General features: G+C 66.6%; 17 protein-coding genes. 11 read left to right on the forward strand and 6 right to left on the reverse strand.

Annotated features, from left to right (window positions below; genetic code table 11):
• Positions 1-60 precede the first annotated feature (60 nt).
• The 3 genes from ELQ40_RS01665 to ELQ40_RS01675 all read left to right on the forward strand — a co-directional run bounded on the left by ELQ40_RS01665 (position 61) and on the right by ELQ40_RS01675 (position 7381).
• The gene (locus ELQ40_RS01665; protein ID WP_127792113.1) at positions 61-1365 is read left to right on the forward strand and encodes an ABC transporter substrate-binding protein; all 1305 of its coding nucleotides are present in this window, start codon (positions 61-63) and stop codon (positions 1363-1365) included.
• Between the two features lie 103 nt (positions 1366-1468).
• Positions 1469-3505, forward strand: coding sequence for a beta-galactosidase (locus ELQ40_RS01670; protein WP_127792114.1), 2037 nt, complete (start codon positions 1469-1471; stop codon positions 3503-3505).
• Positions 3506-3667: 162 nt separating this feature from the next.
• The gene (locus tag ELQ40_RS01675; RefSeq protein ID WP_164863442.1) at positions 3668-7381 is read left to right on the forward strand and encodes a carboxypeptidase regulatory-like domain-containing protein; all 3714 of its coding nucleotides are present in this window, start codon (positions 3668-3670) and stop codon (positions 7379-7381) included.
• Between the two features lie 224 nt (positions 7382-7605).
• Here the strand turns inward: ELQ40_RS01675 and ELQ40_RS01680 are convergent, their stop codons facing one another.
• Positions 7606-8562 (reverse strand): hydroxyacid dehydrogenase, encoded by a 957-nt coding sequence (locus ELQ40_RS01680; RefSeq protein WP_240665895.1) that lies wholly within the window; start codon positions 8560-8562, stop codon positions 7606-7608.
• Between the two features lie 41 nt (positions 8563-8603).
• Positions 8604-10583: a DUF2264 domain-containing protein gene (locus tag ELQ40_RS01685; RefSeq protein ID WP_240665896.1), complete on the reverse strand. Its 1980-nt coding sequence runs from the start codon at positions 10581-10583 to the stop codon at positions 8604-8606.
• 9 nt (positions 10584-10592) lie between these two features.
• On the opposite strand from ELQ40_RS01685, the gene ELQ40_RS01690 reads away from it, so the two are divergent.
• The 5 genes from ELQ40_RS01690 to ELQ40_RS01710 all read left to right on the forward strand — a co-directional run bounded on the left by ELQ40_RS01690 (position 10593) and on the right by ELQ40_RS01710 (position 15724).
• On the forward strand, positions 10593-11750 hold the full coding sequence (locus ELQ40_RS01690) for a LacI family DNA-binding transcriptional regulator (RefSeq protein WP_240665897.1): 1158 nt from the start codon (positions 10593-10595) through the stop codon (positions 11748-11750).
• A 100-nt stretch (positions 11751-11850) separates the two neighbouring features.
• Positions 11851-13176, forward strand: a complete 1326-nt coding sequence (locus ELQ40_RS01695) for an ABC transporter substrate-binding protein (RefSeq protein ID WP_127792118.1) — start codon at positions 11851-11853, stop codon at positions 13174-13176.
• A 60-nt stretch (positions 13177-13236) separates the two neighbouring features.
• Positions 13237-14205, forward strand: coding sequence for a carbohydrate ABC transporter permease (locus tag ELQ40_RS01700; RefSeq protein WP_127792119.1), 969 nt, complete (start codon positions 13237-13239; stop codon positions 14203-14205).
• Entirely contained in the window at positions 14202-15098 is an 897-nt protein-coding gene (locus ELQ40_RS01705) for a carbohydrate ABC transporter permease (protein ID WP_127792120.1), read from the forward strand. Before ELQ40_RS01700 ends, ELQ40_RS01705 begins: the two co-directional genes overlap by 4 nt.
• Entirely contained in the window at positions 15095-15724 is a 630-nt protein-coding gene (locus ELQ40_RS01710; protein ID WP_127792121.1) for a hypothetical protein, read from the forward strand. Before ELQ40_RS01705 ends, ELQ40_RS01710 begins: the two co-directional genes overlap by 4 nt.
• A 568-nt stretch (positions 15725-16292) precedes the next feature.
• Here ELQ40_RS01710 and ELQ40_RS01715 read toward each other — a convergent pair.
• The gene (locus ELQ40_RS01715; protein ID WP_127792122.1) at positions 16293-17393 is read right to left on the reverse strand and encodes a rhamnogalacturonan acetylesterase; all 1101 of its coding nucleotides are present in this window, start codon (positions 17391-17393) and stop codon (positions 16293-16295) included.
• Positions 17394-17636: 243 nt separating this feature from the next.
• Between ELQ40_RS01715 and ELQ40_RS01720 the strand changes: the two genes are divergently transcribed.
• Positions 17637-20381 carry a Tat pathway signal sequence domain protein gene (locus tag ELQ40_RS01720; protein WP_127795072.1) on the forward strand — a complete coding sequence of 915 codons (2745 nt, stop codon included), beginning with the start codon at positions 17637-17639 and terminating at the stop codon, positions 20379-20381.
• 26 nt (positions 20382-20407) lie between these two features.
• Positions 20408-20575: a twin-arginine translocase TatA/TatE family subunit gene (locus ELQ40_RS01725; protein ID WP_127792123.1), complete on the forward strand. Its 168-nt coding sequence runs from the start codon at positions 20408-20410 to the stop codon at positions 20573-20575.
• A 1009-nt stretch (positions 20576-21584) separates the two neighbouring features.
• Here ELQ40_RS01725 and ELQ40_RS01730 read toward each other — a convergent pair.
• Positions 21585-21833 carry a hypothetical protein gene (locus tag ELQ40_RS01730; protein WP_127792124.1) on the reverse strand — a complete coding sequence of 83 codons (249 nt, stop codon included), beginning with the start codon at positions 21831-21833 and terminating at the stop codon, positions 21585-21587.
• A gap of 502 nt (positions 21834-22335) precedes the next feature.
• The gene (locus tag ELQ40_RS01735; protein WP_240665898.1) at positions 22336-22893 is read right to left on the reverse strand and encodes a hypothetical protein; all 558 of its coding nucleotides are present in this window, start codon (positions 22891-22893) and stop codon (positions 22336-22338) included.
• A gap of 92 nt (positions 22894-22985) precedes the next feature.
• Here ELQ40_RS01735 and ELQ40_RS01740 point away from each other — a divergent pair, with 92 nt between their 5' ends.
• Entirely contained in the window at positions 22986-23411 is a 426-nt protein-coding gene (locus tag ELQ40_RS01740; protein ID WP_127792125.1) for a hypothetical protein, read from the forward strand.
• Positions 23412-23414: 3 nt separating this feature from the next.
• Here the strand turns inward: ELQ40_RS01740 and ELQ40_RS01745 are convergent, their stop codons facing one another.
• A complete protein-coding gene (locus tag ELQ40_RS01745) occupies positions 23415-24374 on the reverse strand; it encodes a Ku protein (protein WP_127792126.1) in 960 nt (319 codons plus the stop codon).
• Between the last annotated feature and the right edge of the window lie 90 nt (positions 24375-24464).

Consider the following 24464-nt stretch of genomic DNA (forward strand, 5'->3'; position numbering starts at 1 on the left):
GGCACGACCAGCCCTTACCGTCCTACCCCAACCCACCCATCCTGATCCGAGGAGAACCCAATGAGAGGCACCACCTTCCGTCGCGCCGGCATTGTCGCCGCCGCCGTGTCCGCAGCACTGATCCTGTCCGCTTGCTCGGGAGGCGGCACGGAGGCCGGCAGTGACGCGCCCGAGCTCAGCGACGAGCCCGTCACCATCACCCTGAGCTGGTGGGGTGGCGACGCCCGCGCCGAGCTCACCCAGCAGGCGATTGACGCGTTCGAGGAGGAGCACCCGAATATCACCGTCGAGCCGCAGTACGCGGACTGGACCGGGTACTGGGACCAGCTGGCCACGGCCACGGCCGCAGGCGACTCCGCCGATGTCGTGCAGATGGACGAGCTCTATCTCGCGTCCTACGGCACTCGCGGCGCCCTGTACGACCTCGGAGGGGACCTCGTCGACACGACCGACTTCCCCGCCGAGATCGTCAAGACCGGCTACGTCGACGACGCGCAGTATGCGGTCCCGATCGGCATGACCACGTACGCGATGGTCGCGAACGCCGACCTGTTCGAGCAGTACGGCATCGAACTTCCCGACGACGAGACCTGGACCTGGGACGACTACGCCGCCCTCGCCAAGGAGATCACCGAGAAGAGCGGCGGCGCGATCCACGGCTCATCCCTGATCGGCGGCTGGGACATCGGCAGCGTGCGCTACTGGGGTCGCCAGTTCGGCAGCGAGGTCTTCGACGGCACCAAGGTGACCCTCGACCCCGAGGCGCTCACTGAGATGTGGCAGACCCAGCTCGACATGATCGCCGACGGCGGCATGGAGTCGGCGGACGCGATCGTCGAGAGCCAGACCGCGGGCCTCGCCGGCAGCTCCATGGCGACCGGCAAGGTCGCGCTCGGCACCCTGTGGAACACCCAGATCACCGCGGTCACGGCTGCGAGCGGCGCAGACCTGCGCCTGCTGAAGCTGCCGGAGCCGAAGGGTGAGGACCCCAACTTCTACAAGCCGTCGATGTTCTGGGCCGTCTCCTCGCAGAGCGAGCACCCCGCTGAGGCCGCGCTGTTGGTCGACTTCCTCGTGAACAGCGAGGCCGCCGGCGAGATCATCAAGACCGAGCGCGGCATCCCCGCGAACGACAGCATCCGCGCGTTCGTCGCCGACAGCCTCGAGCCGACCGACCAGCAGGCCGTCGAGTTCCTGGACCGCGTCACGCCCGGTCCGGCGTTCACCACCCCGAATGGCGCCAGCGCAATGGAGGGCATCTTCCAGCGCTACACGCAGGAAGTCCTTGCGGGACAGACGTCGCCTGAAGACGCCGCGAAGGCCACGATCGCCGAACTTCAGGCAGAGGTAGACGCCGCGAACTGAACGAAAGAGGGGCCGGGTCGGACGCTGTCCGCCCCGGCCCCCGTCCGCGGGTTGGCCCTGGTCGCGGTACGACCTCGGCGCTCACCTGCACGGAGGAAGAAGATTGCATTACGGCGGGGACTACAACCCGGAACAGTGGCCGGAGCACGTCTGGCCCGAAGACATCCGACTGATGAAGGAAGCCGGTGTCACCACGGTGACGCTCGGCGTCTTCGCATGGGCACGAATCCAACCGGCCGAGGGCGTGTTCGAGTGGGAGTGGCTCGACCGCATCCTGGGGCTCCTGCATGCAGCGGGCATCGGCGTCGACATGGCGACGGCTACGGCATCACCACCGCCGTGGGCGACGAGCGCGTATCCGGACATGCTGCCGAGAACAGCAGACGGAGCAATCCTCTGGCCGGGCAGCCGCCAAGCGTACGCGCCCACGTCACCGGAGTACCGGCGACTGGCTCGCGAGCTGGTCACCGCATTGGTCGATCGGTACGTCGATCACCCCGCGATCGTGATGTGGCACGTCAACAACGAGCTCGGATGCCACGTTCATGCCGACTACTCGGACCACGCCGCACGAGCATTCCGAGTCTGGCTGCAGGCCAAGTACGGACACATCGACGAACTCAACACGGCGTGGGGAACTGACTTCTGGTCACAGAGATACACGACGTTCGACCAGATCGTCCCGCCACGATCAATGCCCTACAGCCCCAACTCATCCGGCGTGCTCGACTTCAAACGCTTCACCTCCGACGCACTGCTGGACCTGTACAAAACCGAGCGGGACATCATCCGCGCGGCCGGCGCCACACAGCCGATCACGACGAACTTCATGGGAGCATTCCCCGCCGCGGACTACTGGAGCTGGGCGCCAGAGCTCGACTTCATCTCCGATGACAATTACCCGGACCCGAACGACCCCGAGTCGTTCCGCGGCGCAGCCTTCACGCGCGACCTGATGCGCTCGCTCAAACCCGATGTGCCCTGGATCCTGATGGAGCAAGCCAGCAGCGCGATCAACTGGCGGCCCACCAACGCACCGAAAGCGCCAGGGCAGCTCGCAGCCTTGTCGGCCCAGGCTGTCGGTCGCGGCGCCGACGGCGTCATGTTCTTCCAGTGGCGGCAGTCCCGCCGAGGAAGCGAGAAGTTCCTGACCGGCATGCTTCCCCATTCGGGCACGCGGACCCGGGTATGGCGCGAGGTCGTGGAGCTCGGGCGGACGCTCGGCGAGCTGCCGAAACTCGAGCCATCGAAGCGCGCCAACGTCGCCCTCGTGTTCGACTGGCAGAACTGGTGGGCGATCAGCAATCGCGACCACCCCGTTGAACTCGACTACCTCGCGCTCGTGCAGCGATGGTACGACGCCTTGCACCGGCAACACATCCAGATCGACATCGTCCACCCCGAACACGACCTGAGCGCATACCAGCTGGTCATCGCCCCTCACCTGTACCTGCTCACCGATGCCGCGGCAACAAACCTGGTGGAGTACGCCGAGCAGGGTGGACACCTCCTGCTCTCGGCGTTCACCGACGTGGTGGACGAAACGGATGGATTCCGAGAGCACGGATACCTGGCAACCCTCGGGCCGACCCTCGGAATCTGGCTCGAGGAATACGGCGCGCTCGTGCCGCCCCCGCAGGCCTCAGCAGGGACCTCCGCCGGCGACACGGCAGGGACACTCCGCACCTCCGGCGGCCCGGGCGAAGATTCGGCGGCGGTTGCGGCACCATGGGGCGAGCTGCGCGGCGAATACCTCGCGGAAGTGATCCACGTCACAGACGCGGACATTCTCGGCACCTTCACAAGCGGTCGGAACCAGGGTCTTCCTGCCTTCATCACCAAGTCCCTCGGGACCGGCCAGGCGCACTATCTGGCGACTATCCCCGATGACGCAGGCATGACGGCGCTCACCGCCTGGGCGGTCGCGACCGCGGGAGTCGAGGCGACCATCCCGGGCGCGGCGCAAGTGCCCGATACCGTAGAAGTGATCGCCAGGGGCGAGATCGTCTTTCTCATCAACCACGGTGCCGCAGCCACCACGATCCCCATCGAAGGTGTCGACGTCACCGCCGATCAGCCCGTCTCCCAGGTCACCCTGGAGCAGTTCGAGTGGAGGGTCATCGATGTGACCCCCGCGTAGCCCTCGGTGCCCGACCGTCGCGCCGCGTTGATCGCCGCCGATCATGGTCGCCAACCACCGCGGATGCGGATGGTCCAAATAGTGAACGTTCACCAAAGATGCGGTCGGTTGAGCACTCGTTCAATCGATCCAGCAACGCTCTACAAGGAAGTGGGATGTGCGATGACGAACTCGAGACGACGCAAGCGCCATGCGGCCATGGCCGGTGCGCTCGTAGCGACGATCACAGCGATGGGCTTCGGTGCTCTGCCAGCTGTCGCAGCGACGGGAACGACCTACTACGTCGACTCGGTCGACGGTGACGACAGCGCCGACGGAACCTCGACCTCCTCGGCCTGGCGCTCGCTCGACCAGGTGAACGAAGCCGATCTTGAGCCGGGCGACGAAATCCTCCTGCGCCGGGGCGCGACTTGGACAGGCGAGCAGCTGAGCCCGAGCTCGTCCGGTGAAGAAGGCTCGCCGATCCTCGTCGGCGCCTACGGAGACGGCGCGAAGCCGAAGATCGAGACGAATGGGGCACATGCCGACGCGGTGCGTCTTTGGAATCTCGACTACTGGGAGATCCGTGATCTCGACGTCAGCAACGCGACGTTCGTGACGGACCCGGAGATCTACAACGCCGCCGGGCGTGCGGGCGACTATCGCGGGGTGTACATCGGAGGAGATGACGGCAAAGCCCACCACCACTTCGTGATCGATTCCGTCGATGTCCACGATGTCACCGGGGCCGTGAAGTGGATCGGCGAGCGTGGCGGGTACACGCCACCGAACGGCATCAGTTTCGGCAACGGGTGGGATCGATCGAAGAACACCGGCGGCATCGTGGTGCTCGGTTCGATCGCCGATTTCGCGAATCCCGGTCCGACGGCCACGACGTTCAACGGCGTCGTCATTGAGAACAGCACGATCCGCAACACCTCGTTCGGGGCCGTGACCATCAAGCAGTACACCGGTGATGCGCCTGGTGCGGTGCCAACAGGGTGGGGTGATCGTGCATCGGAGAACGATGCGAACTTCTCACCGCACACCGACATCGTCATCCGTGACAACTACATCTCCCAGGCCGGCACCGCGTACGGTGCGAACGGCATCTACGTGACGGGTGCCCGGGATGTCGTCGTCGAACGCAATCTCGTCGAAGAAGTCGGAACGTGCGGAATCGAGACCTACAACGCTGACGACGTCACCATCCAGTACAACGAGGTCAACTACACGAGCGTCAAGGCCGGCGGCCAGGATCAGACCGCCATCGACACCGACATCGCGTCGACGAACCAGCTCGTGCAGTACAACTACGTGTACGGCAATGGCGAAGGCTTCCTGATCTATCAGAAGCGGTTCGGTGACGCGGTCTACCGGTACAACGTCGTCGCAGCGAGCACCAAGTCGCAGATCCACATCGCAAGTGAATCTGCTGCGCACGGTGAGATCTACAACAACACCGTGATCGATCGCGGCGCGTACAACAACGTGATCTCAGGAGGCAGCCAGTCAGGCAAGTACCTGGTGCGGAACAACATCATCTTCAGCACCACCGGCAATGCCGCCTCAACTGGGAACAGCAACCTCACGTTCACCCGGAACCTCTACTCCGGTGTCGCACCACGTCCGCAAGAAACCGACGCCGTCATCGTCGACCCCGGCTTCACCAACGTGGACCTCGTACCGCCCGTGTCCGGCGTCGTTCGTGCCGCCGACCTCAGCCAGGCCAATGGCCTGCTTCCGCTCGCCTCGTCCCGTGCACTCAACGCAGGCACATCCATCCCCGGCAACGGCGGTCGCGACTTCGCCGGCGTCACCTTGTACCAGGGCACTCCGGACTTCGGCGCGTTCGAGTACTCGACGCCCGCGGGCCAGCAGACGGAATCCGTCGTCGGCATCGTGACGAGCACCGCCAACGGACTCCCCATCGACCAGGCCGTGGTCTCGGCCCCCGGCGTGGAGGGCACTGCCCTGACCGGCCCGGACGGATGGTTCGCATTGTCCGGTGTCCCGTTTGGAACGACCTCAGTCACGGTCCAGCGGGAAGGTTTCGCAACGAAGACCGTTTCCGACATCGTCGTCGCAGCCGGAACCCCGACGCGCATCGACCCGACGCTGGTGTCCACCGCCACCACCGGCACCGTCACCGGCAAGGTCATCGACGCCACCGCATCTCCGATTCCCGGCGCACGGGTAGTGGTCACGACCACTGCGGGCGTCGAAGTCGGATCCGGAACGACCGATCAGGACGGCGCATTCGTGTTGGAAGTGCCGGTCGGCACGGGCTATCGCCTCACCGCCTCCGCGGATGAGTATCTGAGCGCCGTCCGCTCCGGCATCGTCGTCAACGCTGGGCTGAGCACGGCTGCCGGCAACATCATCCTTTCCGACAAGGACGTCACGTACGAAGCGATCTTCGACTTCGAGGAGTTGGTCGCCGGTTCGACCGGTCTCGCGCCGCTCGTGGCCGCGCAGGTGAACGGCACCGTCACCGTCGGTGCTGAGACCGGCAACCAGTTCGCCCGGCTGAACCGCACGAGCGGCACCGGTAGTACCGCGCCCGCGACGAGCCTCCTGTACACGGCCGCGCAGCCGTTGACCGGGGTCGTCACCGTCGATCAGAAGGTCCGGCGCCCGGGCGGTCAGCCATCGAACCAGTTCTTCGGCGGCCCGTACATCCGCAACGCGGCCGGCCAGAACGTGGTCAGCGTCGGCCTGTCGGCGAACCGGGTCAGCGCCTACAACGGGGGTACCTTCCTCTCGCAGGTCGGTACCTACACCAACAATGAGTGGATGTCTGTCCGGGTGGTCATCGACACGTACGCGCAGACCTACAGCCTGTTCCTCGACGGTGAAGCGGTTCTCCAGGAAGCCGCCCTCCGTGCGCCGATCGGAGCAGGCGTGTCGGTCGTGGCCAACTACGCAGACGGGCCGAACCGCGGCACGCTGGACGTCGACGACCTCCGAATCGCACACGGTGTCGGGTACAGTCCGTCGGAAGCGTCGCTGGCATCCCTCGAAGCGAGCGCGGGCACACTCACCCAGACCTCCGGCACGGCCTACCGGCTCGAGCTTGCGCCGGGAACCGAAACGGTGAAGGTGAAGCCCAGCGCCCTCAGCCCCTTCGCTGACGCCACGCAGGTCAACGGCGTCGAGGTGGACCCTGAGGGTGATGGTGTCGAGGTCGACATCGACGGGTCTCCGATCGAGGTCGTCGTCACAGCGGAGGACGGATCATCGGTGGCGTACACGATCGCCGTCGTCGTGCCATCGGTGCTCGTCGATGATGCAGGCGAGGTCGTAGGCGGCAATCAGGTCGAGATCGACGTGCTCGCCAATGACAGCGCCTCGCCGGTGATCGATCCGGTCAGCCTCACGCTGCTGGACGGCACAGGACAACCGAGCGCGACGGTCGACGTCGAGCGCGGGCGCTTCGCGATCGTCGGAGGTCGGGTGGCGTTCACGGCTGACGCTGACGCTGACTCCGGGGAGGCCACCGTCGCATATCGGGTCACGAACTCGACGGGCGCCGCATCGCAGGGCACCGTCCGCGTCGCCGTGACCGCAGCGCCGGCCGAGCCCCAGGCGCCCGCCTGGTCAGCGTCGACGGTCTACCTCACCGGAGATGAGGTGACGTTCGGTGGCAAGCTGTACCGCGCGCAGTGGTGGACGCAGAACCAGCAGCCCGGACTGACCGCCACGGGACCTTGGGCCGAAGTCGGTGCCACGATCGCGTGCGCAGCCGGCGACGGGCGGGCCTGGACGAACTCGTGGGTCTACACCGGCGGCGAGGTTGTCGTCCACGGCGGCCAGCGGTTCAAGGCCAAGTGGTGGACGCGTGGCCAGGCCCCCGGCGACCAGTACGGTCCCTGGCAGCCGGTCGGCGCCTGCTGACGGCTCGACCGCATGTCGCGCGCGCCTGCGCGTGGCATGCGGTCGTCGCAATCATGAGAACTTCCATCGGACACGGCGCGCGCGACACCGGTCGCAGCGACCGATGCCGCCGCCATTCGGTGCCGAGCCACATCGAGCGCCTGGAGCCGGTCGCTCGCGTCGCAGAGACCGCTGGGTCGCGGTGGAGAGCGGGCGAGCCCCATCGCACGGGATGGGAGTCGAGTTCAGGCGATCATCGCGAGATCGCTCGCTCGGATTTCGCCCTCGAACGTGCCGGACTTGACGTACCGCTCGACCTGGCTCACGAGCTGGTCGCCGATGCGGCGCAGTTCGTTCCCGAGCGACCCCGCGACGTGCGGGGTGAGGAGCACGCCGGGGAGCGAGAACAATGGATGACCGGTGGGCAGCGGTTCCGGGTCGGTGACGTCGAGGATCGCTTGCAAGCGGCCGCTCGCGACCTCGGCGACCAGTGCATCGGTGTCCACGAGCGCGCCTCGCGACGTGTTGATGAGGATGCCATCGTCTGGCATCCTCGCGAGCTCGGCGGCGCCGATCATCCGATGCGTCTCAGGGAGGGATGGCGCGTGGACGCTGACGACATCCGAGTGACTCATCAGGGCGGCGAGCGGCACGAGCTCGACTCCAAGCGCCGCGGCCTCGGCTGTGGTGAGCGACGGGTCGAACACCAGACACCGGATGTCGAAGGGGCGGAGAAGGTCGATGACGCGCCGCCCGATGCGGGACGCTCCGACGATGCCGACCGTGATGCCGTACGCGCCGTGACGTCGAATGGGGCGCGACGCGCCGAGATCTGCGGAGTTGATGTAGCGGTTGGCCGATTCCAGCGTGCCCTTCGCGCTCAGGAGGATCATCGCGAGGGTGTACTCCGCGACGGGCAGCGCATTGGCATCGGCGCAACTCGCGACTCGAATGCCCGCATCCCAGAGTTCTGGGGAGACCAGTCGCTTCACCGAGCCGGCTGCATGGAAAACCGCTCGCAGGCGCGGCCATCGTTCCAACACGTCAGCGTCGAGGCGTCCCGCTCCCCAGCCGGTGATCAAAATCTCGGCCTGCTCGGCTACGTCGGCCGGTACGGGAGCGCCGGGCGTGGCGATGTCGTCGTGCAGGCGAACGAGCCCGCGAAGTCGCGACCACGCGGCCTCGTCGAACAGGTCGTGCACGAGATCCGCATCTCCGATGGAGATCACAGCCAACGGGCGCATCACGACACGACCTCCCCGCCGGTCGGAACGAGATCGATCGTGCCGTCCTTCCAAGAGATGCGGATCGAGTCATGATCGGGGGTGATCGAGGGCAAGTCGTCCAGCATCGTGATCTCTTCGCCCGACAGGATGACGAGTGCGGCGATGACCCGCCCGGCGGGAACAGGGCCCGCACTCTCGACCCACGGGGTCGCAGAGAATCGGGCGATCGGGTTCGCGCCATCCCGGCGCACGACGCCCGCGACGTCGAGTCCGCGAACGTCGACCACGGTCGAGCTCAACCCGTCTTCTCGTCGCGCTCCCTGACCGGTCGCTTCGGGCTCGGATTCGTCGGCGATCGCCCATCCTCCGATGCGAAAGCGCCAGGGTCCGGGATCATCGGACCACGGGGCAACCCAGTCGGCCAGAGCTGGCGGGCGTGGGTTGTCGTTGCGTGGCGACCACCACGCGAGTCGAAGCTCGTGGGCTCCATGAACCACCGAGGCGACCGTCACGATCGGTCCGCGGCGCTGGCCCGCCCACCCCGCATACCCGACAGCACGGTCATCCGACGGCAAGTCGAGCCAGTGCACCCGCGAGCGCGACACGGCGACCCGGCCATCGACATACACCCGTTGGATCGCATCGCGGTGCGATGGAACTCCCCGGCCATCGAGCAGTGCGACGTGCGAGTCGATCGGCGCGGCGATTGCACCCGGCGAGAGGTCCGGGGAGGTGAGGTTCGAGTACGCGAGGCGTTGGTAAAAGGGGTTGTCGGCGTTGGGTCCGCCGGTCAGGTGGCGCATCCCGTCGGACCCGTGGTTCACGACCCGGACGACGCCATCCCCGGGGGTGCCGACCGCGATCCATCCCGGCGCCGCAATGGGCGCGATCTCGACGGACGTCGTCGGCGGAGATGCTGCCGGCGCCGCACGCCACTCGTTGTGTTCGGCCGGCAACAGCAGGCCGAGCAGACCCTTGCTGGCCCAGTACGGCGACGCGGAACCCGTGTACAGCTGTCGGATTCCGTGGAAGGTGCGGTGCCACCCGATCGGCAGCAGCCCGCGCTGGTCGATGCTTCCTGCATCGAGGAAGTGGTTCACGGTGCGCGACGCCAGGTCGCGGGTCTCGCCGCTCGCCAACGGCGTCGCATTCGCGATGGCGCCCGCCCAGAAGGGCGCAACGACCGCGAACCGGTACGCCAGAGAGCGACCCTGGAACAGGGGTGCGCCGCCTGTACCGATGAGATGCCTCGCCTGGTCGAGGTAGGCAGTCAACCGCTCACGGTGGCGGGCCTCGAGGTCGACGCCCCGGATCCGGGCCCGGAGCAGCGGGTAGACGTGCCACGCCCAGCCCGCGTACCAGTCGAAGCTCTGTCGGACGCCCGACGGTCCAGCGCCGTCGGAGTACCAGCCATCGCCGATATAGAGCTCCTCCGCCTGCTGATCGTTGCGGTCGAGGTCGTCTTGGAGCCACGGGCCGCCCACCGAGGCGAGGAACGCCTCGATCACGTTCTGGAACCACAGCCAGTTGTTGGTGTATCCGCTCGTGCCGACGACGCCGGCGAGCCAGTCGACCACGTGCTGCTGGACGGCCGGGTCCAGCCGATCCCACAGCCACGGGCGCGTCTCGCCGAGTCCGATCGCAATCGATGCGGCCTCTACCACTGCCTGACGGCGTTCCAGAACGGTTGGCCAACGTTCGGGATCGTCCGGATTCACGCCCGCCGCGAGACCCCGGCCATATCGCTCGAGCAGTCCGTTCGGGTCGCCACCACGGGCACCGCTGACTCGAAAGGCGGCGAGCAGGAAGGTGCGCGCGAAGCCCTCGAGCCCATCGCTCCACCGGCCCGAAGCGCTCGCCGGACCGGGCAGCGAGATCAACGCGCCTCCCGGCGATGCGAACGGAACCGTCGCATCCAGCAGCGCATCTGCCAGCTCTTGCCACCCCTCACGGGTGCTGAGGTCGGGTCGAGTTGCGTCGTCGTGCGTCGTGCTCACCCCTTGATCGTGCATTACGATCTGTTGCTCATTCGGACATCGGACAATTTCGATCACTTCGCCAACGACGGCGAGCGGGTCGACGGAGGGACCGGAATGAGCATCCAAAACCCGCTGCCACGCGCACGACACGAACACTTGCTTCGTCAACTCGAGCTGCACGGATCCGTCAGCGCGGCGAGCATCGCGGACGAACTCGGCGTCTCGCAGGTGACAGTCCGCCGTGACATCGTCGACCTCGAGACCGCCGGACGGCTCACGCGGGTCCATGGCGGAGCCATCGCCAAGGGGGCGCCGCCCGAACCCCAATCCGCGCGGGCGAACATCGGCGTGGTGGTGCCGGGAACAGTCGGACACTTTCTCGTCATCATCAAGGGAATGGACGCCGCGGCGACCGGCGCACGGGCGAGGCTCGTTCTCGCAACATCCCAGTACCGTCCGGAGCTTGAGCGCCGGCAGGTCGAGCGGCTCGTGGAGATCGGGGTCCGTGGCCTTGTGTTCGCGCCGACCCTTCACCCGCAGGGCGAAGCAGCTCTTGCATCATGGGTCGACCAGATTCCGGTGCCTGTGGTCTTTCTCGAACGACGGCTCGATTCACTTCTGCTCGCCTTCCACGACAGTGTGCGCACCGACCATGCACGCGGCGCGATGCTCGCCGTGGAACACCTCGCGAACCTCGGCCACCACCGGATCGGGCTCGCCGTCTTCGAGCGCACGCCGACCGCGCCGCTGGTTCGCGAGGGATTCGCCGCCGCCGCAGACCGCGCCGGTGTCGACATCGGCTTCGTCGTCGGCCTCCCGAAGGATGACGAACACGAGGCACTCGACGGCGCGCTCGGTAGCGTGCTGGACTCCTGCCTGGAGGCGAAGACCACGGCGGTGCTGGTGCACACCGACGCCCACGCCGCAAGGCTCGTGGAGCTGGCCGCGGATCGCGGCATCCACGTGCCGGGCGATCTCGCGATCGTCGCGTACGACGACGACACCGCCGCATTCGGCATGGTCCCACTCACGGCAGTCACCGCTCCACGCCGGGATCTCGGCGGCGAGGTCATGAGGATCATGGCGGATCGCATCGCCGAGCCGCCAGCGTCGCGAGGCGCTCCTCGACATCTCACCCTGCTGCCGCACTTGACGGTGCGCGATTCGTGCGGCGCGCTGCCGTGATCGTTTTTGTCCGGATGGCCACGAGCGAGCGAGCAACCTGCCTAGATTGTCCGCGTCTGGCGATCACCGCACCCAGCCCATCGAGCAAGGAGGCTCCCCAATGATTCGAGCGATCAACATGTCCGCCGAACGACGCCGCAGCCGGCGCGCATCCGTCCTGGCCGTCGGGGCGGGATTGAGCGCGGCGATGCTCTTCGCGGGCTGCGCCAGCGGTCCCGCGGAAACGAAGGACGAGGCCTCTGGCCCGGTTACCTTGAACTTCGCCTGGTGGGGCGACGCAAGCCGCGCGGATCGCTACGAGCAGGCGATCGACCTGTTCGAGGAAGAGAACCCCGACATCACGATCCAGACCGGGTACGCGGGGTTCGGCGACTACTGGACCGCGCGCAACACCGAGGCGGCGAGCCGCACGCTGCCCGATGTATTCCAGATGGACCTCGCCTATCTGAACGAGTACGGCAGCTACGGCCACGTCCGGCCCCTCGACGAGTACTTCGGCGAGCAGATCACCGTCGACACCATCGACGAAGGGCTCGTGGCAGCCGGCACCGTTGACGACCAGACCTTCGGCATCGCCTCGAGCAGCAGCACGCAGGCGACGTTCGTCAATGAGCCGCTGCTCGCCGAGCTCGGCATCTCGGTACCCGAAGGCCCGCTGACGTGGGACGAGTACGACGCCTTCCTGGGAGAGGTCGCAGCCGCGGGTGCGCAGCGTTCGCCGGCGGTCTACGGCGGGCTGGACTACACGCAGTACTTCTGGCTCTTCCAGACCTGGCTCGGCCAGCAGGGCGCGTCGCTCATCGATGACGGTGCGCTGGGCTTCGAGAAGGATGACCTCGCCGCGTGGTGGGGCCGCAGCGCAGGCCTGCAGTCCGGTGGGGCTGTGCTCCCTCCGGAGCGACAGGCGCAGCTCGAGGGCGTCGACGCACTGGGCGCCGCGGAAATCGCGACGGACATCAGCTGGGACAACTTCCTGCCTCGGTTCAGTGAGGGCCCGGCTGCGCCTGAACTCACGATGATCACCCCGCCGATCGACGACGAGGACGAGACGGGGCTGTTCCTCAAGCCCGGCCTCATGCTCTCCATCGCCAGCAACAGCGAACACCCCACCGAAGCTGCGGCGTTCATCGACTTCCTCGTGAACAGCCCTGAGGTCGGCAAGATCTTCGGCATGTCCCGCGGCGTTCCCGCGTCGAGCGACGCTCGAGCGGGCGTTGAGGCGGGCCCGCTGGACGAGCAGATCCTCACCTACGAGGAGTCCATCGCGGATCGTCTCGACGGACAGGCGCCGCCGGCGGTGAAGGGCTTGGGCACCCTCGAACAGACGTTCGTCGCCATCAGTCAGGACGTCACGTACGGGACGATCAGCGTCGACGAGGCCGTCGACAAGTGGTTCACCGAGGCCGAGGCCGCACTGGGCCGTTGATTCGACGCGGGCGGCACGCTGCTGAGAGCGTGCCGCCCGCTGATCTGTTTGGAGTAGACGATGACCGTCGAAACCCCGACGAGGCCTGCGTCGCCCGTCGAACCTCCGTCGGCGCCGCCTAGGCCCGCGCGAAAGCGGCGTCGTAATTGGTCGGACATCCGGGCGGGGTACATCTTCCTCGCGCCGTGGTTGCTCGGGTTCGCGTTGCTGACAGTGGGGCCAATGCTCGCATCGCTGTACCTCGCGTTCACGGACTACAACCTGTTCGCGCCGCCGCGGTGGGTCGGCTTCGACAACTTCGTGCGCCTCTGGAGCGATCCCGACTATCTGAAGGCCTGGGAGGTGACGGCGATCTACGTACTCGTCGGAACCCCGTTGAAGCTCATCGCCGCCCTCGCCGTTGCCATGCTCTTGAACGCGACCTTCCGAGGTACCGGCTTCTACCGATCCGCGTTCTACCTCCCGTCACTCGTCGGCGCGTCGGTGTCGATCGCGGTTGTCTGGAAGGCGATGTTCATCGACAACGGCCCGGTCGACAACATCCAGCAGTTCTTCGGGTTCCCAGCCGGTGGCTGGGTCGGAGACCCCGACCGCACGATGCCGATGCTCGTGCTCCTCGCAGTGTGGCAATTCGGTGCACCGATGGTGATCTTCCTCGCGGGACTGAAGCAGGTCCCGATCGAGCTCTACGAAGCGGCGTCCGTGGATGGCGCAGGGCCGGTGCGAAAGTTCCGGAACATCACCTTGCCCATGCTCTCGCCGGTGATCTTCTTCAATCTGCTGCTCGAGACGATCAACGCATTTCAGGTTTTCGCTTCGGCATTCGTCATCTCGGGCGGAACGGGTGGTCCGGCAAGATCCACGCTGTTCTACACGCTCTACCTGTATTTCCGGGGCTTCCGTGATTTCCAGATGGGGTACGCGTCAGCGATGGCCTGGGTCCTCGTACTCGTGATCGCGTTCATCACGGTGCTGTTCTTCCGGAGCTCGAAGGCATGGGTCCACTACGCAGGAGATGAAGGACGATGACTCTGACCGAAGCAATCGTCACTCGACGTGAGGCGCCGGTGCGCCGCCGCCGCCGAAATGGTTCGGTGTGGGGTGAGGTCGTATTCCATGTGGTCGTCCTCGCAATCCTCGTCGTGATCCTGTACCCCGTCGTCTGGATGCTGCTGTCGACCTTCAAGCCATCCGCGGACATCGTCGGCAACGTGCAGCTCCTCCCGCGAGAGACGACGCTGGAGAATTACGAGACAGCCCTCGCCGGAATCGGTGGGGTCTCGTTTTGGACCTTCTTCCAGAATTCCGTCATCCTCGCCCTGGCATCCGTCGTCGGCGTGGTGTTGTCCTCGGCGGTCTCGGCGTACGCATTCGCGCGGATTCCGTTCCCCGGCCGCAACGTCTACTTCGGCCTCATGATCGCGACGCTGCTGCTGCCGTTCCACGTCGTGATCATCCCGCAGTACATCATGTTCAACACGCTCGGCATGGTGAACACCTTCTGGCCGCTGCTGCTCGGGAAGTTCCTCGCGACAGAGTCCTTCTTCATCTTCCTGATGGTGCAGTTCATGCGCGGCTTGCCGCGTGAGCTCGACGAAGCTGCCCGCATCGACGGGGCAGGGCACTACCGCACGTTCGTTTCGATCATGCTGCCGCTGCTGAAGCCCGCCCTTGTGACGAGCGCGATCTTCGCGTTCATCTGGAACTGGAACGACTTCTTCGGACCGTTGCTCTACCTCAAGGATCCCGACCTCTACACGCTTCCGATCGCGCTCCGGCTCTTCGTCGATCAGTCGAGCGCAGCCGACTACGGTGCACAGATGGCGATGGCGGTGCTTGCGCTCATCCCCGTGTTCCTGTTCTTCCTCATCTTCCAGCGGTACCTGGTCGACGGGGTCGCGACGCAGGGGCTGAAGGGGTGACCGCGGCAACCGACCGCCGGCGTCGTCGAAGCGAGGCAACGCGGGGCAAGGTCGGCGCGGCGCTGCTTGGCCGGCCGGTCGCACTGTTCGGAGAGGTGGTGGTCGTCGGCCTCCTGGTGGCGCTCTTCGTACTGCCGATCGTGACGGCGCCGGCGGCCCTGGCCGCCGGCGCAGCCCATCTTCGCCGCCACCTGCGTGGCGAGCCCGACCGAATCACCGCATTCCTGCTCGACCTGATCACCGCCTTCCGCCAGGGATGGGTGTGGTGCGTGGGTATCGGCCTCGCGGGATTCGCGGTGGTGTTCAACCTCACGGCGCCTGCCACGTCGGAGGTGCCCGGTGGTGAGGTCGTGCGTTGGGCATCCATCGTGTTCGCCTTCGCGGGCCTGATCGTGGTCCTGCGAGCGGCGGCCGGTTGGACGCCAGGCGAACGGTGGTCGGACCTGATCCGTGGATCGGCCGTGGCGAGCGTGGCGGATCCGCTCGGATCGCTGATGATCGCCGTCGCCTGCGGCATGTGCGGCCTCATCGTCTGGATGTTCGCGCCGCTGATCGTGTTGGTGCCCGGCTTGCTGGTCTTGGCCGCACTCGCGGTGACGTGGCGGGTCAACAGCCCTCGCCCGTAAGGGTGTTCCGAGACCGCGGAGTCGTGGGTTCGAGCAGTGGTCCCGCCGCGGCTGACGCATCGGTTGCGGGCCGCACAAGCACGCGTTCGGGACCGGAAACCGAACGGCACGAACGCCCCGGCGCATCCAGACCGAATTCGACACGGGATGGGAAGGCTTGTCGTCGCCGTGGTTCACGGGAAGCACAGTCAGCGGAGTCCCAACCGCCAATACGGCATCCCCGGTGCCGCCGGCAGGTCCATGGAACGCACTGGGGACTCAGCGCTGCGCGCGACCGGAACGATGACGTTCCCGTATGACGGGTCGACGAGACCGCGATCGAGCCGACCGGACTGAATCGGAACGCTCCAGCACCTGTTCTCGGAAGCCAATCGTGACCGGCCGGCGTCGTGACCCCCGCCGCGCCGGCCGCGGCCAGGTTGAAGAGGGGCCGCCGGGGCCGCGCTGCCCCGGGATCCTGGCCGGAACGCGCCCACGTCGCTGTTCTGCCTTGCGCCGTCCTGTCCCCGTCATCCCGAGGACAACCGTCATCCGCACCTTGGTCCTCGGTCGCGTCGCCTCCGAACGCTTACCGCCAGCGCCAGTCGGCGATCAGCCCGAGCCCGCGCAGCTCCTCCGCGACGATGCCTGCGTATACGGATGCCCCGTACTCCGAGGTGTGGGTCCGATCGCCGTTCACCCGGAAGAGGTAGATCGGCTCCGCCCCCACGGGACCGAGGCCTTCGACGAGCTCCTTGCTGCGTGCCGTGAGATCGATGAGCGGCACGTCGAGCTCCTCGGCGACGCGTCGCATCTCGGCGGGCAGATCGGCGAGGTCGGTCACGATCAGGCCTGTCGAGTTGAGCACGGCGCCGCTGAACCGGAGTCGCACGATCGGGGTCACGAGCACGGGCGTCGCGCCTCGAGCGCGGATGCGGTCGACGAGCTCAGCGAGGTTGGCGCGATACTGCTCAGCGGTCGTCGTCTTGTCGTTGTGCGCGAGCTGGATGAGCGCGACGTCGCCGCGTCGAAGCTGTGGTTCGGCCGCGTCGAACATCTCGGGGTTCTCGAGCATCGAGATGGTGCTCTCACCGGAGCCGGAGTGGTTGATCACACTGAGGCCGGGTCGGAAGTATGCCGGGAGACGCTGCCCCCAACCGGTGTAGGGCGGGTTGTCCTGGTCGGTCACGGTGGAGTCACCGAAGAGCACCAGCCGCTGCGCGAACCCGATCGTCGGGGTCACCAGCAGGTGCGCCACACGTGGTGCCGTCCCGGCGAACGCGAGCGTGAGGCCGGGGTTGCCGCGACCGTTGAATGCGTTCTGCTGGCCCTCGGGGTCGCGCACGTTCACGGTGAAGGCCCGGGCAATGTGCTCGCCCGCGGCGGTCCGAGTCTCGTCGATCATCAGGCGGCGGCTTTCGGCGTAGACGTTCGTGCTCGCCGCAGCGTCGTCCGCGCCGAGGACGACCGCGACGTTGTAGTGGCCCGGCGTCAGGTCAGGAAACGTGCACGTGATCGGTGCGGTGCCAGTGCAGTGTTCGAGCCCGTAGCGGAAGGCAGTCGACGCGCGCGCGGATTCGGCCGCGCCGGCTGCAGGTGCGGCCGCGAGCAACGCAGCGGTGAGCGCACCGCCCGCGGCGATGGCGGTCGCCCGGACGGCGCGAGTGGTGAGGCGGTGGTGAGCGGTCATGACGTCGTCGTCCCTCCGATTGTCGCCGTGACCTCGGCGTCCGGCGCGCGACCAGTATCGGAACGCACAAGGCGTCGCGGCACGAACCGGACATTTCCGGACATCCGATGGGACTGTTGTCCTCGTCATTACCCGGTGATCGCTTTTGTCCGGATCGACCCGAGGTCGGGTGACCGATTCGTAAGGTCGTGCCATTCGGAGCGCGTTCGACGCGCGGATGCCACTCAACGAGGAGTCGTGGACATGGAGATCAGTCGTCGGGGCCTGCTGCAGTCGTCGCTCGCGGTGGGGCTCACCGCAGCGCTCGGGTCACTCGGAGGGCAGGCGGCGCACGCGGCGCCGATCGCGCGCGACGCTTTCGGGAGGATCCTCGCCGCAACGCCAACCGGACACGGCCCGGTGACGTTGCGGTGGCTCGAGGGTGCGGCGCCCGCACAGGTTGCATCCGGCGCCACGTGGGGTGTCCCTTGGCCGAAGGGAGCACTCAGCCCCGATCAGGGGTTCTCACTCACCGCTGAGTCGGGCGTTTCGATCCCGGTGCAGTCGTGGCCGACCGGTTGGTGGCCCGACGGCACCGTCAAGTGGACAGCGCATGCAATCAGCGGCGACGCCGAGCGATCCGCGACCTATACGCTCGCGCCCGGAGACGCCGCGGCCCATCCGTCGGCACTCTCGGTCGCGGACTCAAGGTCGTCCGTGGTCGTGAACACGGGAACCATCCGCGTCGAGTTCCCCAAGCGAGGACGCGTCCTGGTATCGGACATCCGGCGAGGTGCCACGGTGATTGCCGAGAACGGGCGGCTCGTGGCGTCCCGGCAGAACGCGCCCGACACCGACCGGCCCGACAAGGTCAACCACGAGTGGTTCGAAAGCCAGGTAGACGAAGTCGTCGTCGAGCAGACGGGTCCAGTGCGCGCGGTGATCCGTGTCACGGGCACGCACAAGAAGGGAGGACGCAACTGGTTGCCGTTCGACCTGCGGTTCTATCTCTACGCCGGTTCCGACGGCATCCGAGTCGTGCACAGCTTCGTCTTCGACGGCGACGAGAAGACCGACTTCATCAACGGCCTCGGCGTGCAGTTCGACGTCCCGCTGCCGGCACAACCCCACGACCGGCACGTCAGGTTCGCCGGAGCAGGGGCAGGTGTGCTCGGCGAAGCCGTCCGCGGCATCACCGGCCTTCGGCGCGACCCCGGCGCGGCCGCACGCGAGGCGCAGATCGCCGGTGCTTGGACGCCGGACCCGGCGACGTGGGACCAACGCGTCACTTCGCGGCTGAAGTGGATCCCCGCCTGGGGCGACTACAGCCTCAGCCAGCTCACCGCGCACGGATTCGAGATTCGGAAGCGCACCTCGTCGGGGCACTCCTGGATCCGCGTCGACGGCGGCACGCGTTCCCGCGGTCTCGCGTACATCGGCACCCCCGCAGGGGGACTTGCGTTCGGTATGCGCAATTTCTGGCAGCTGCATCCGACCGAGCTCGAGATCTCGGGCGCCGCGACCGACCGTGCCACTGCGACCGTCTGGATGTGGTCGCCCAGGGCGGAGGCGATGGACCTGCGGTTCTACCACGACGGCATGGGACAGGACACCTACCCTGAGCAGCTGGACGCGCTCGAGATCACCTACGAGGACTACGAGCCCGGATTCGGGAGCCCGTACGGGGTGGCCCGCACGACCGAACTCATGTTCTGGGCCCTCCCCGCCACGCCGACGGCCGACGCGTTCAGCGCCCTCGCCGACGCGAACTCGACACCGCCGTTGCTGGTCAGCCCGCCCGAGCACAATCACTCGGCCGGGGTGTTCGGGTCGTGGTCGCCGGTCGATCGCTCGTCCCCGGCGAAGATCGCGATCGAGGACAAGCTCGCGTTCATGCACGACCACTACGTGCAGCAGGTCGACCAGCGATCCTGGTACGGGTTCTGGGACTACGGCGACGTCATGCACGACTTCGACCGCGACCGGCACGTCTGGCGGTACGACATCGGCGGATACGCGTGGGACAACTCCGAGCTCAGCACCGACATGTGGCTCTGGTACCACTACCTGCGTACGGGCGACGCGACCGCGTTCCGGTTCGCCGAGGCGATGACGCGGCATACCGGTGAAGTCGACGTGTACCACCTCGGTCAGTGGGCCGACCTCGGCACCCGGCACGGCATCATGCACTGGGGCGACAGTGCGAAGCAGCAGCGCATCAGCAACGCTGGCTACCGCCGCTTCTATTACTTCCTCACCGCGGACGAACGCGTCGGTGATCTCCTTCACGACCTCGTCGATGCAGACAAGACGTTCCTGGTGCTCGACCCATCGCGAAAGGTCCGTGACGACGTGTATGCACCACAACCCGACGCGCTCGCCGTATCGAACACGACGGACTGGGGGGCGCTCGGGCTCGCTTGGCTCGCTGAATGGGAACGCAACGGCGACCCGATCGCCCAGCTCAAGCTCACCAACGGGGCGAAAACCATCGCCGCGATGCCCAATGGATGGGCGCAGGGCGGCACTCTCAAATACAACCTGGAAGACGGCACCTACGCCGAGGAGACCGAGCGAACCGTCAGCGTTGGCTCGCTTGACTCCGTGTTCGGACTGTTCGAGCTGATGACCGAGCTCATCGACCTCATGGGCGACCCCGAGGTCGAGCGGCAGTGGGTGAACTACTGCCGGCTGTACAACGGCACCTCCGCAGAGCAGATCGCGATCACCGGAACCTCCTGGGGCGGCCAGAACCTGCGCCAGGCATACTCGAGAGCGACCGCCTACGCGGCGACCCGGCTCGATGACACGGCGCTCGCCCAGCGCGCATGGAAGGAATTCCGCACCGGACACGCCGGCTATCCCGAGAGCCTGGCGTTCACGTCCACCCGGGTCGACGGCACTCGCGTGCTCAACCCGATCGATGAGGCTCCGTTCAGCACCAACGCCAGCGCCCAGTACGGACTCGCGGCGATTCAAAACCTCGCGCTCGTGGGCAATCACGTCTGAGACGACCCAACGGATCGGAGTACGACATGTTCGCGAACCTCACAGGCTGGCACCTCCTCATCGTGCTCGCCGTGATCCTCATCCTTTTCGGTGCCGCCAGACTGCCCGCCCTCGCCCGTGGGGTTGGCCAGTCGATTCGCATCCTGCGCAAGGAATCCGGAGCGGATGAACCTACACCGGAGAACAGAGACTGATGGCATCGACGAACGCGCCATAGCCGACTCGATGCCCCACCCGTGCTGGTCGAAGTTGGTTGACGCCGATTCACATGCTCTGGGACGTGGGGAATCGATCACTCGGCGAAAACTCGGCGCACACCCGTCGCGAGTGTGCCCGAGGGAGTCGGGAGCGGACCTTGATTCGGCCTGGGTTTCGTGCCGTCCTCTAATTCAGGATGGATGACGAATTATTCTGGGACAGGTGCATGCCCAGTGTGTGTGCGGCCCCCAGCCGTCCCGCTTACGGTGGCGGTCTCGCAGGCAAGCAAGGCACCGCTACTGCGCATCCGAATTGTGTGGCATTGGCGGCGCGGAATTGTCCTCCCAGTCATCGCCTTCCTCGAACTCCGGCATGACGAAAGTCTCAAAGTGACGAGAGAGCTCGTCGATAACCGGTTCGCGATCAGAGATGCCCGCATTCTCGTAAGCGAAGAAGTTGTCTGTTGTCTGCGTGAGCGCGTCCTCGCGCGGTTCCTTGAGTCAGCGGATGTCCTGCTGCTGTAATCTCGGCATACTCGGCTCGGGGGAGTGAGATAAGACCTGTTCCTTGATTGGCGCTTGCAATGTCTGACGGCGCGTGGGACGAGTCTGCTCTCTTGGAACTGCGAGGGAAGGATCCTGAGGCGGCTGCGGCCCACCGCTATCGGATAAGTCTGCTCCGGGTGCTCCGAGAGGCATGGATGCAGGACCCTGACACGATTCAGGATCCGCTCCTTCGATTCGTGGTGTGGTTGGCAGACGAAAGTCGCATTACTGCAGAGGATGGCGGAGACGATGGGTGAGCGGGGACCCGGAGAACCGCGGCTGACGCTGGACCGTGGCTGCCATCTCCTTGGGTTGGATCAGGCAGACGTCGCGCGTCGGCCCGCAACGAGTGGACGATCGTGCCATTCTCGTCCGCTGTAGGTGATGCCGACGGTGGACCACGTCTCCGTCTCGCCGAACGCCCGCGCTGACCCCTGATTCGAGACGCGGGGACCGATGGTCACCGAGGTGAGGCCGAATCGTCAGCGCTGGAGAGGAGTTGCGCCGATTGGTGAGCGAGCAGCACGTTACCGCGGGCTCGCCCATCCGGCGCGGCAAAGCCCGCATAACAGGTCATATGGCCTAGATCCGTCACCGTGTCGGTGTCCTTCTTCGGCGCAATGTGAAGCCAGCCGTCATCGAGCGGCACGCGTTCTTCAGGGCGCAGGAAGCGCTCCTCCTTCTCGCAGTACACACGCTCGTCAGCCATCGATATGGTCGCCCCCAGTCGTACCTGAGGAAAGCTTGCATTCTCGGCCGTGGATGCGTCAACGGAACAAGTCACCCCAGAACAGGGGTTCGGTCAGCTCGCCAGCAGTGACAACCAGGGCAGGCTCTTCCTACTCAAACGAGGAAGTCTGAGCCCGTCTGCGGGATAGTGACGGTTCCTAGTCATGAACAGCCAGCCCGGCTGGCGTGTTCAAGTTGACCTCGAACTCAATCGGGTCAATCGCCCGAGCCGACGCTGGCTGGCGCATCGACGTAAGGACGGATCGAACCGGGAGGGACTTCGCGTTGCAAGGGTCCTACCCCGTGATGCCCCCCGAGCCATCCGACTGATCGAACCCCGCCGCGACTCCGAACGTCGCTCGGAGGGGGAAAAGCGACTCCGGCGAGGGGAAAAAACATTGAAGGCCTGCGCGTCTCCGGCGCGGATATTGGGCTCCAGAGTTTCTAGATGTCACCCACTCCACTCTCACTCTCTCTTGCGGTCACCCCACGTCGGAGTTGTGCACGCATCCCGGCGGTTCGGAGTTCCCGCTGATCGTGAAGTCCTCGCAGGTCAGGAACGCCGGGTGGTTCGACCCGAGCACGAACGACGCGAGCATCACGCCGGCGAGCGCACCCACCAGCATCCAGCGCTGCCCGCGGCTGAGGCCGCTGCCGTAGTCGGGCCAGACGATGCGGATCAGCACGATGAGCGTGAACGGCGCCCCGATGAGGGCGACGACGATGCCGGTGAGGTCGACGATGAAGACGAGCAGGTCGTCGGTCTCGTTCCGGAGGACGAACGCGAGCGTCAGCCAGAGCGACGGCACGAGCAGCGCCAGGATCTTGCCGACCCGGTGCCGATGCGGTCGGGGCTGCACGCACACGATGAGCAGGCCTACGGTCGCCGCCACCCAGATCGTCAGCAACTGGTCGAAGAACAGGGTGCCCCACGCGCCGAGCGTGAACGCCGGCCACCAGACGGTGAGCGCCATGCCGACGAGCACGAGCGCGCCCTGCGTGGGTCGCCGAAGCGGCTTCGCGGGGGCATCCGTGGTCATGGTCGTACGGTAGCCAGCGCTGTCGGCGGCAGGCGGTGCCGCGCCGAGGCGCCGCCGGATACGCTGATGGGAACCATGATCGGGGGATCATCATGCAACGAACCACCACGTCCGTCGCGCTCGTCGCGGCGGGACTCCTGCTGCTCGCCGGCTGCGCGCAGGGGGGAGGCGGCGGCGCCACACCGGCCGCCGGGAGCTGCGACGCCGTGAACGACGAGGTCCGCAACATCTCGAACGGCGCCCAGAACGCGCTCGCGTCGACGCAGGCGCCGGACGAGATGCACGAGTACCTGGAGAGCCTGTCGGAGCGGGTCGACGACCTGTCCGACCAGGTCGAGGACCAGGCGGTCGAGGACGCGCTCGAGGTGCTCGACGAGCGGATCGATGCGGCCGCCGACTTCGCCGAGACCCTGCCCGCCGACCCTGAGGCCGAGCGCGACGCCGACGCGATCGCCGAGCAGCAGGCCGGCATCCAGGAGGCGGCGAGCGACGTCACCGCCGCCTGCACCGCCGAGTAGCGCCTAGGAGGCGGCCTTCTTCTTGGGGGCCGCCTTCTTCGCGTCGGATGCGCCGGCGCCGGACTTCTTCGCGGAGGCCTTCTTCGTGGAACTGCCCTTCGACGAAGCGGCGGCCTTCGAGCCGGCCTTCGTGGTGCCCTTCGACGCGCCCTTCGATTCGGTGGATGCCTCCGCGCCGCCGCGTTTCGTCGCGATGGAGCGACGCAGCGCCTCCATGAGGTCGATGACCTCCCCGCCGTCCTCCTCCTCGGGCTGCTCTCCGAACGTCGCCGCGGTGTCGAGGGCGTCGCCCTGTTCGAGCTTGGCGGCGATGAGGGTGCGCAGGTCCTGCTGGTACTCGTCGACGTACTTGCCCGGCTCGAACTCGGAGACGAGGCTCTCGACGAGCTGCTTCGAGAGGTCGAGCTCCTTCGGCGAGATCTTCACCTCCTCGTCGAGGCTCTTGAACGAGGCGGCCCGCACCTCGTCGCTCCACAGCAGGGTCTGCACCATGAGCACGTCGCCGAACACGCGAAGGGCTGCGAGGCGGGTCTTCTGGCGCAGCGCCATCTGCACGATCGCCGTGCGGTCGGTCGACTCGAGCGTGCGCCGCAGGAGCACGTACGCCTTCGACGACGCGGAGTCGGGTTCGAGGTAGTAGCTCTTGTCGTACATGATCGGGTCGATCTGCTCGGTCGGCACGAACTCGACGACCTCGATCTCGCGGCTGCGTTCGGCGGGCAGCGACTTGAGGTCCTCGTCGGTGATGACGACGGTGCGTTCGCCGTCGTCGTAGGCCTTGTCGATGTCCTGGTACGCCACGACCTGCCCGTCGATCTCGCACACGCGCTGGTAGCGGATCCGCCCGCCGTCCTCGGCGTGCACCTGGTGCAGGGACACGTCGTGATCCTCGGTGGCGCTGTACAGCTTGACGGGCACATTCACGAGGCCGAATGTGACCGCCCCCTTCCAGACGGCTCGCATCCCCCAAGTACACACCCCCGCGCCGCCGCGCGGAACCCCCTCGACCGGTGTCGGCGTGGAGGCGCACCGCGTACGGCAGCACCGCGTACG

The organism is Agromyces sp. LHK192 (assembly GCF_004006235.1).
GTDB lineage: Bacteria > Actinomycetota > Actinomycetes > Actinomycetales > Microbacteriaceae > Agromyces.

Bases quoted from the DNA above. Each gene is read 5' to 3' on its own strand.
- ELQ40_RS01745 (WP_127792126.1), bottom strand. From the start codon at position 24,374: ATGCGAGCCGTCTGGAAGGGGGCGGTCACATTCGGCCTCGTGAATGTG.
- ELQ40_RS01695 (WP_127792118.1), top strand. From the start codon at position 11,851: ATGATTCGAGCGATCAACATGTCCGCCGAACGACGCCGCAGCCGGCGC.
- ELQ40_RS01675 (WP_164863442.1), top strand. From the start codon at position 3,668: ATGACGAACTCGAGACGACGCAAGCGCCATGCGGCCATGGCCGGTGCG.
- ELQ40_RS01700 (WP_127792119.1), top strand. From the start codon at position 13,237: ATGACCGTCGAAACCCCGACGAGGCCTGCGTCGCCCGTCGAACCTCCG.
- ELQ40_RS01735 (WP_240665898.1), bottom strand. From the start codon at position 22,893: ATGACCACGGATGCCCCCGCGAAGCCGCTTCGGCGACCCACGCAGGGC.
- ELQ40_RS01720 (WP_127795072.1), top strand. From the start codon at position 17,637: ATGGAGATCAGTCGTCGGGGCCTGCTGCAGTCGTCGCTCGCGGTGGGG.
- ELQ40_RS01740 (WP_127792125.1), top strand. From the start codon at position 22,986: ATGCAACGAACCACCACGTCCGTCGCGCTCGTCGCGGCGGGACTCCTG.
- ELQ40_RS01705 (WP_127792120.1), top strand. From the start codon at position 14,202: ATGACTCTGACCGAAGCAATCGTCACTCGACGTGAGGCGCCGGTGCGC.
- ELQ40_RS01730 (WP_127792124.1), bottom strand. From the start codon at position 21,833: ATGGCTGACGAGCGTGTGTACTGCGAGAAGGAGGAGCGCTTCCTGCGC.
- ELQ40_RS01715 (WP_127792122.1), bottom strand. From the start codon at position 17,393: ATGACCGCTCACCACCGCCTCACCACTCGCGCCGTCCGGGCGACCGCC.
- ELQ40_RS01725 (WP_127792123.1), top strand. From the start codon at position 20,408: ATGTTCGCGAACCTCACAGGCTGGCACCTCCTCATCGTGCTCGCCGTG.
- ELQ40_RS01665 (WP_127792113.1), top strand. From the start codon at position 61: ATGAGAGGCACCACCTTCCGTCGCGCCGGCATTGTCGCCGCCGCCGTG.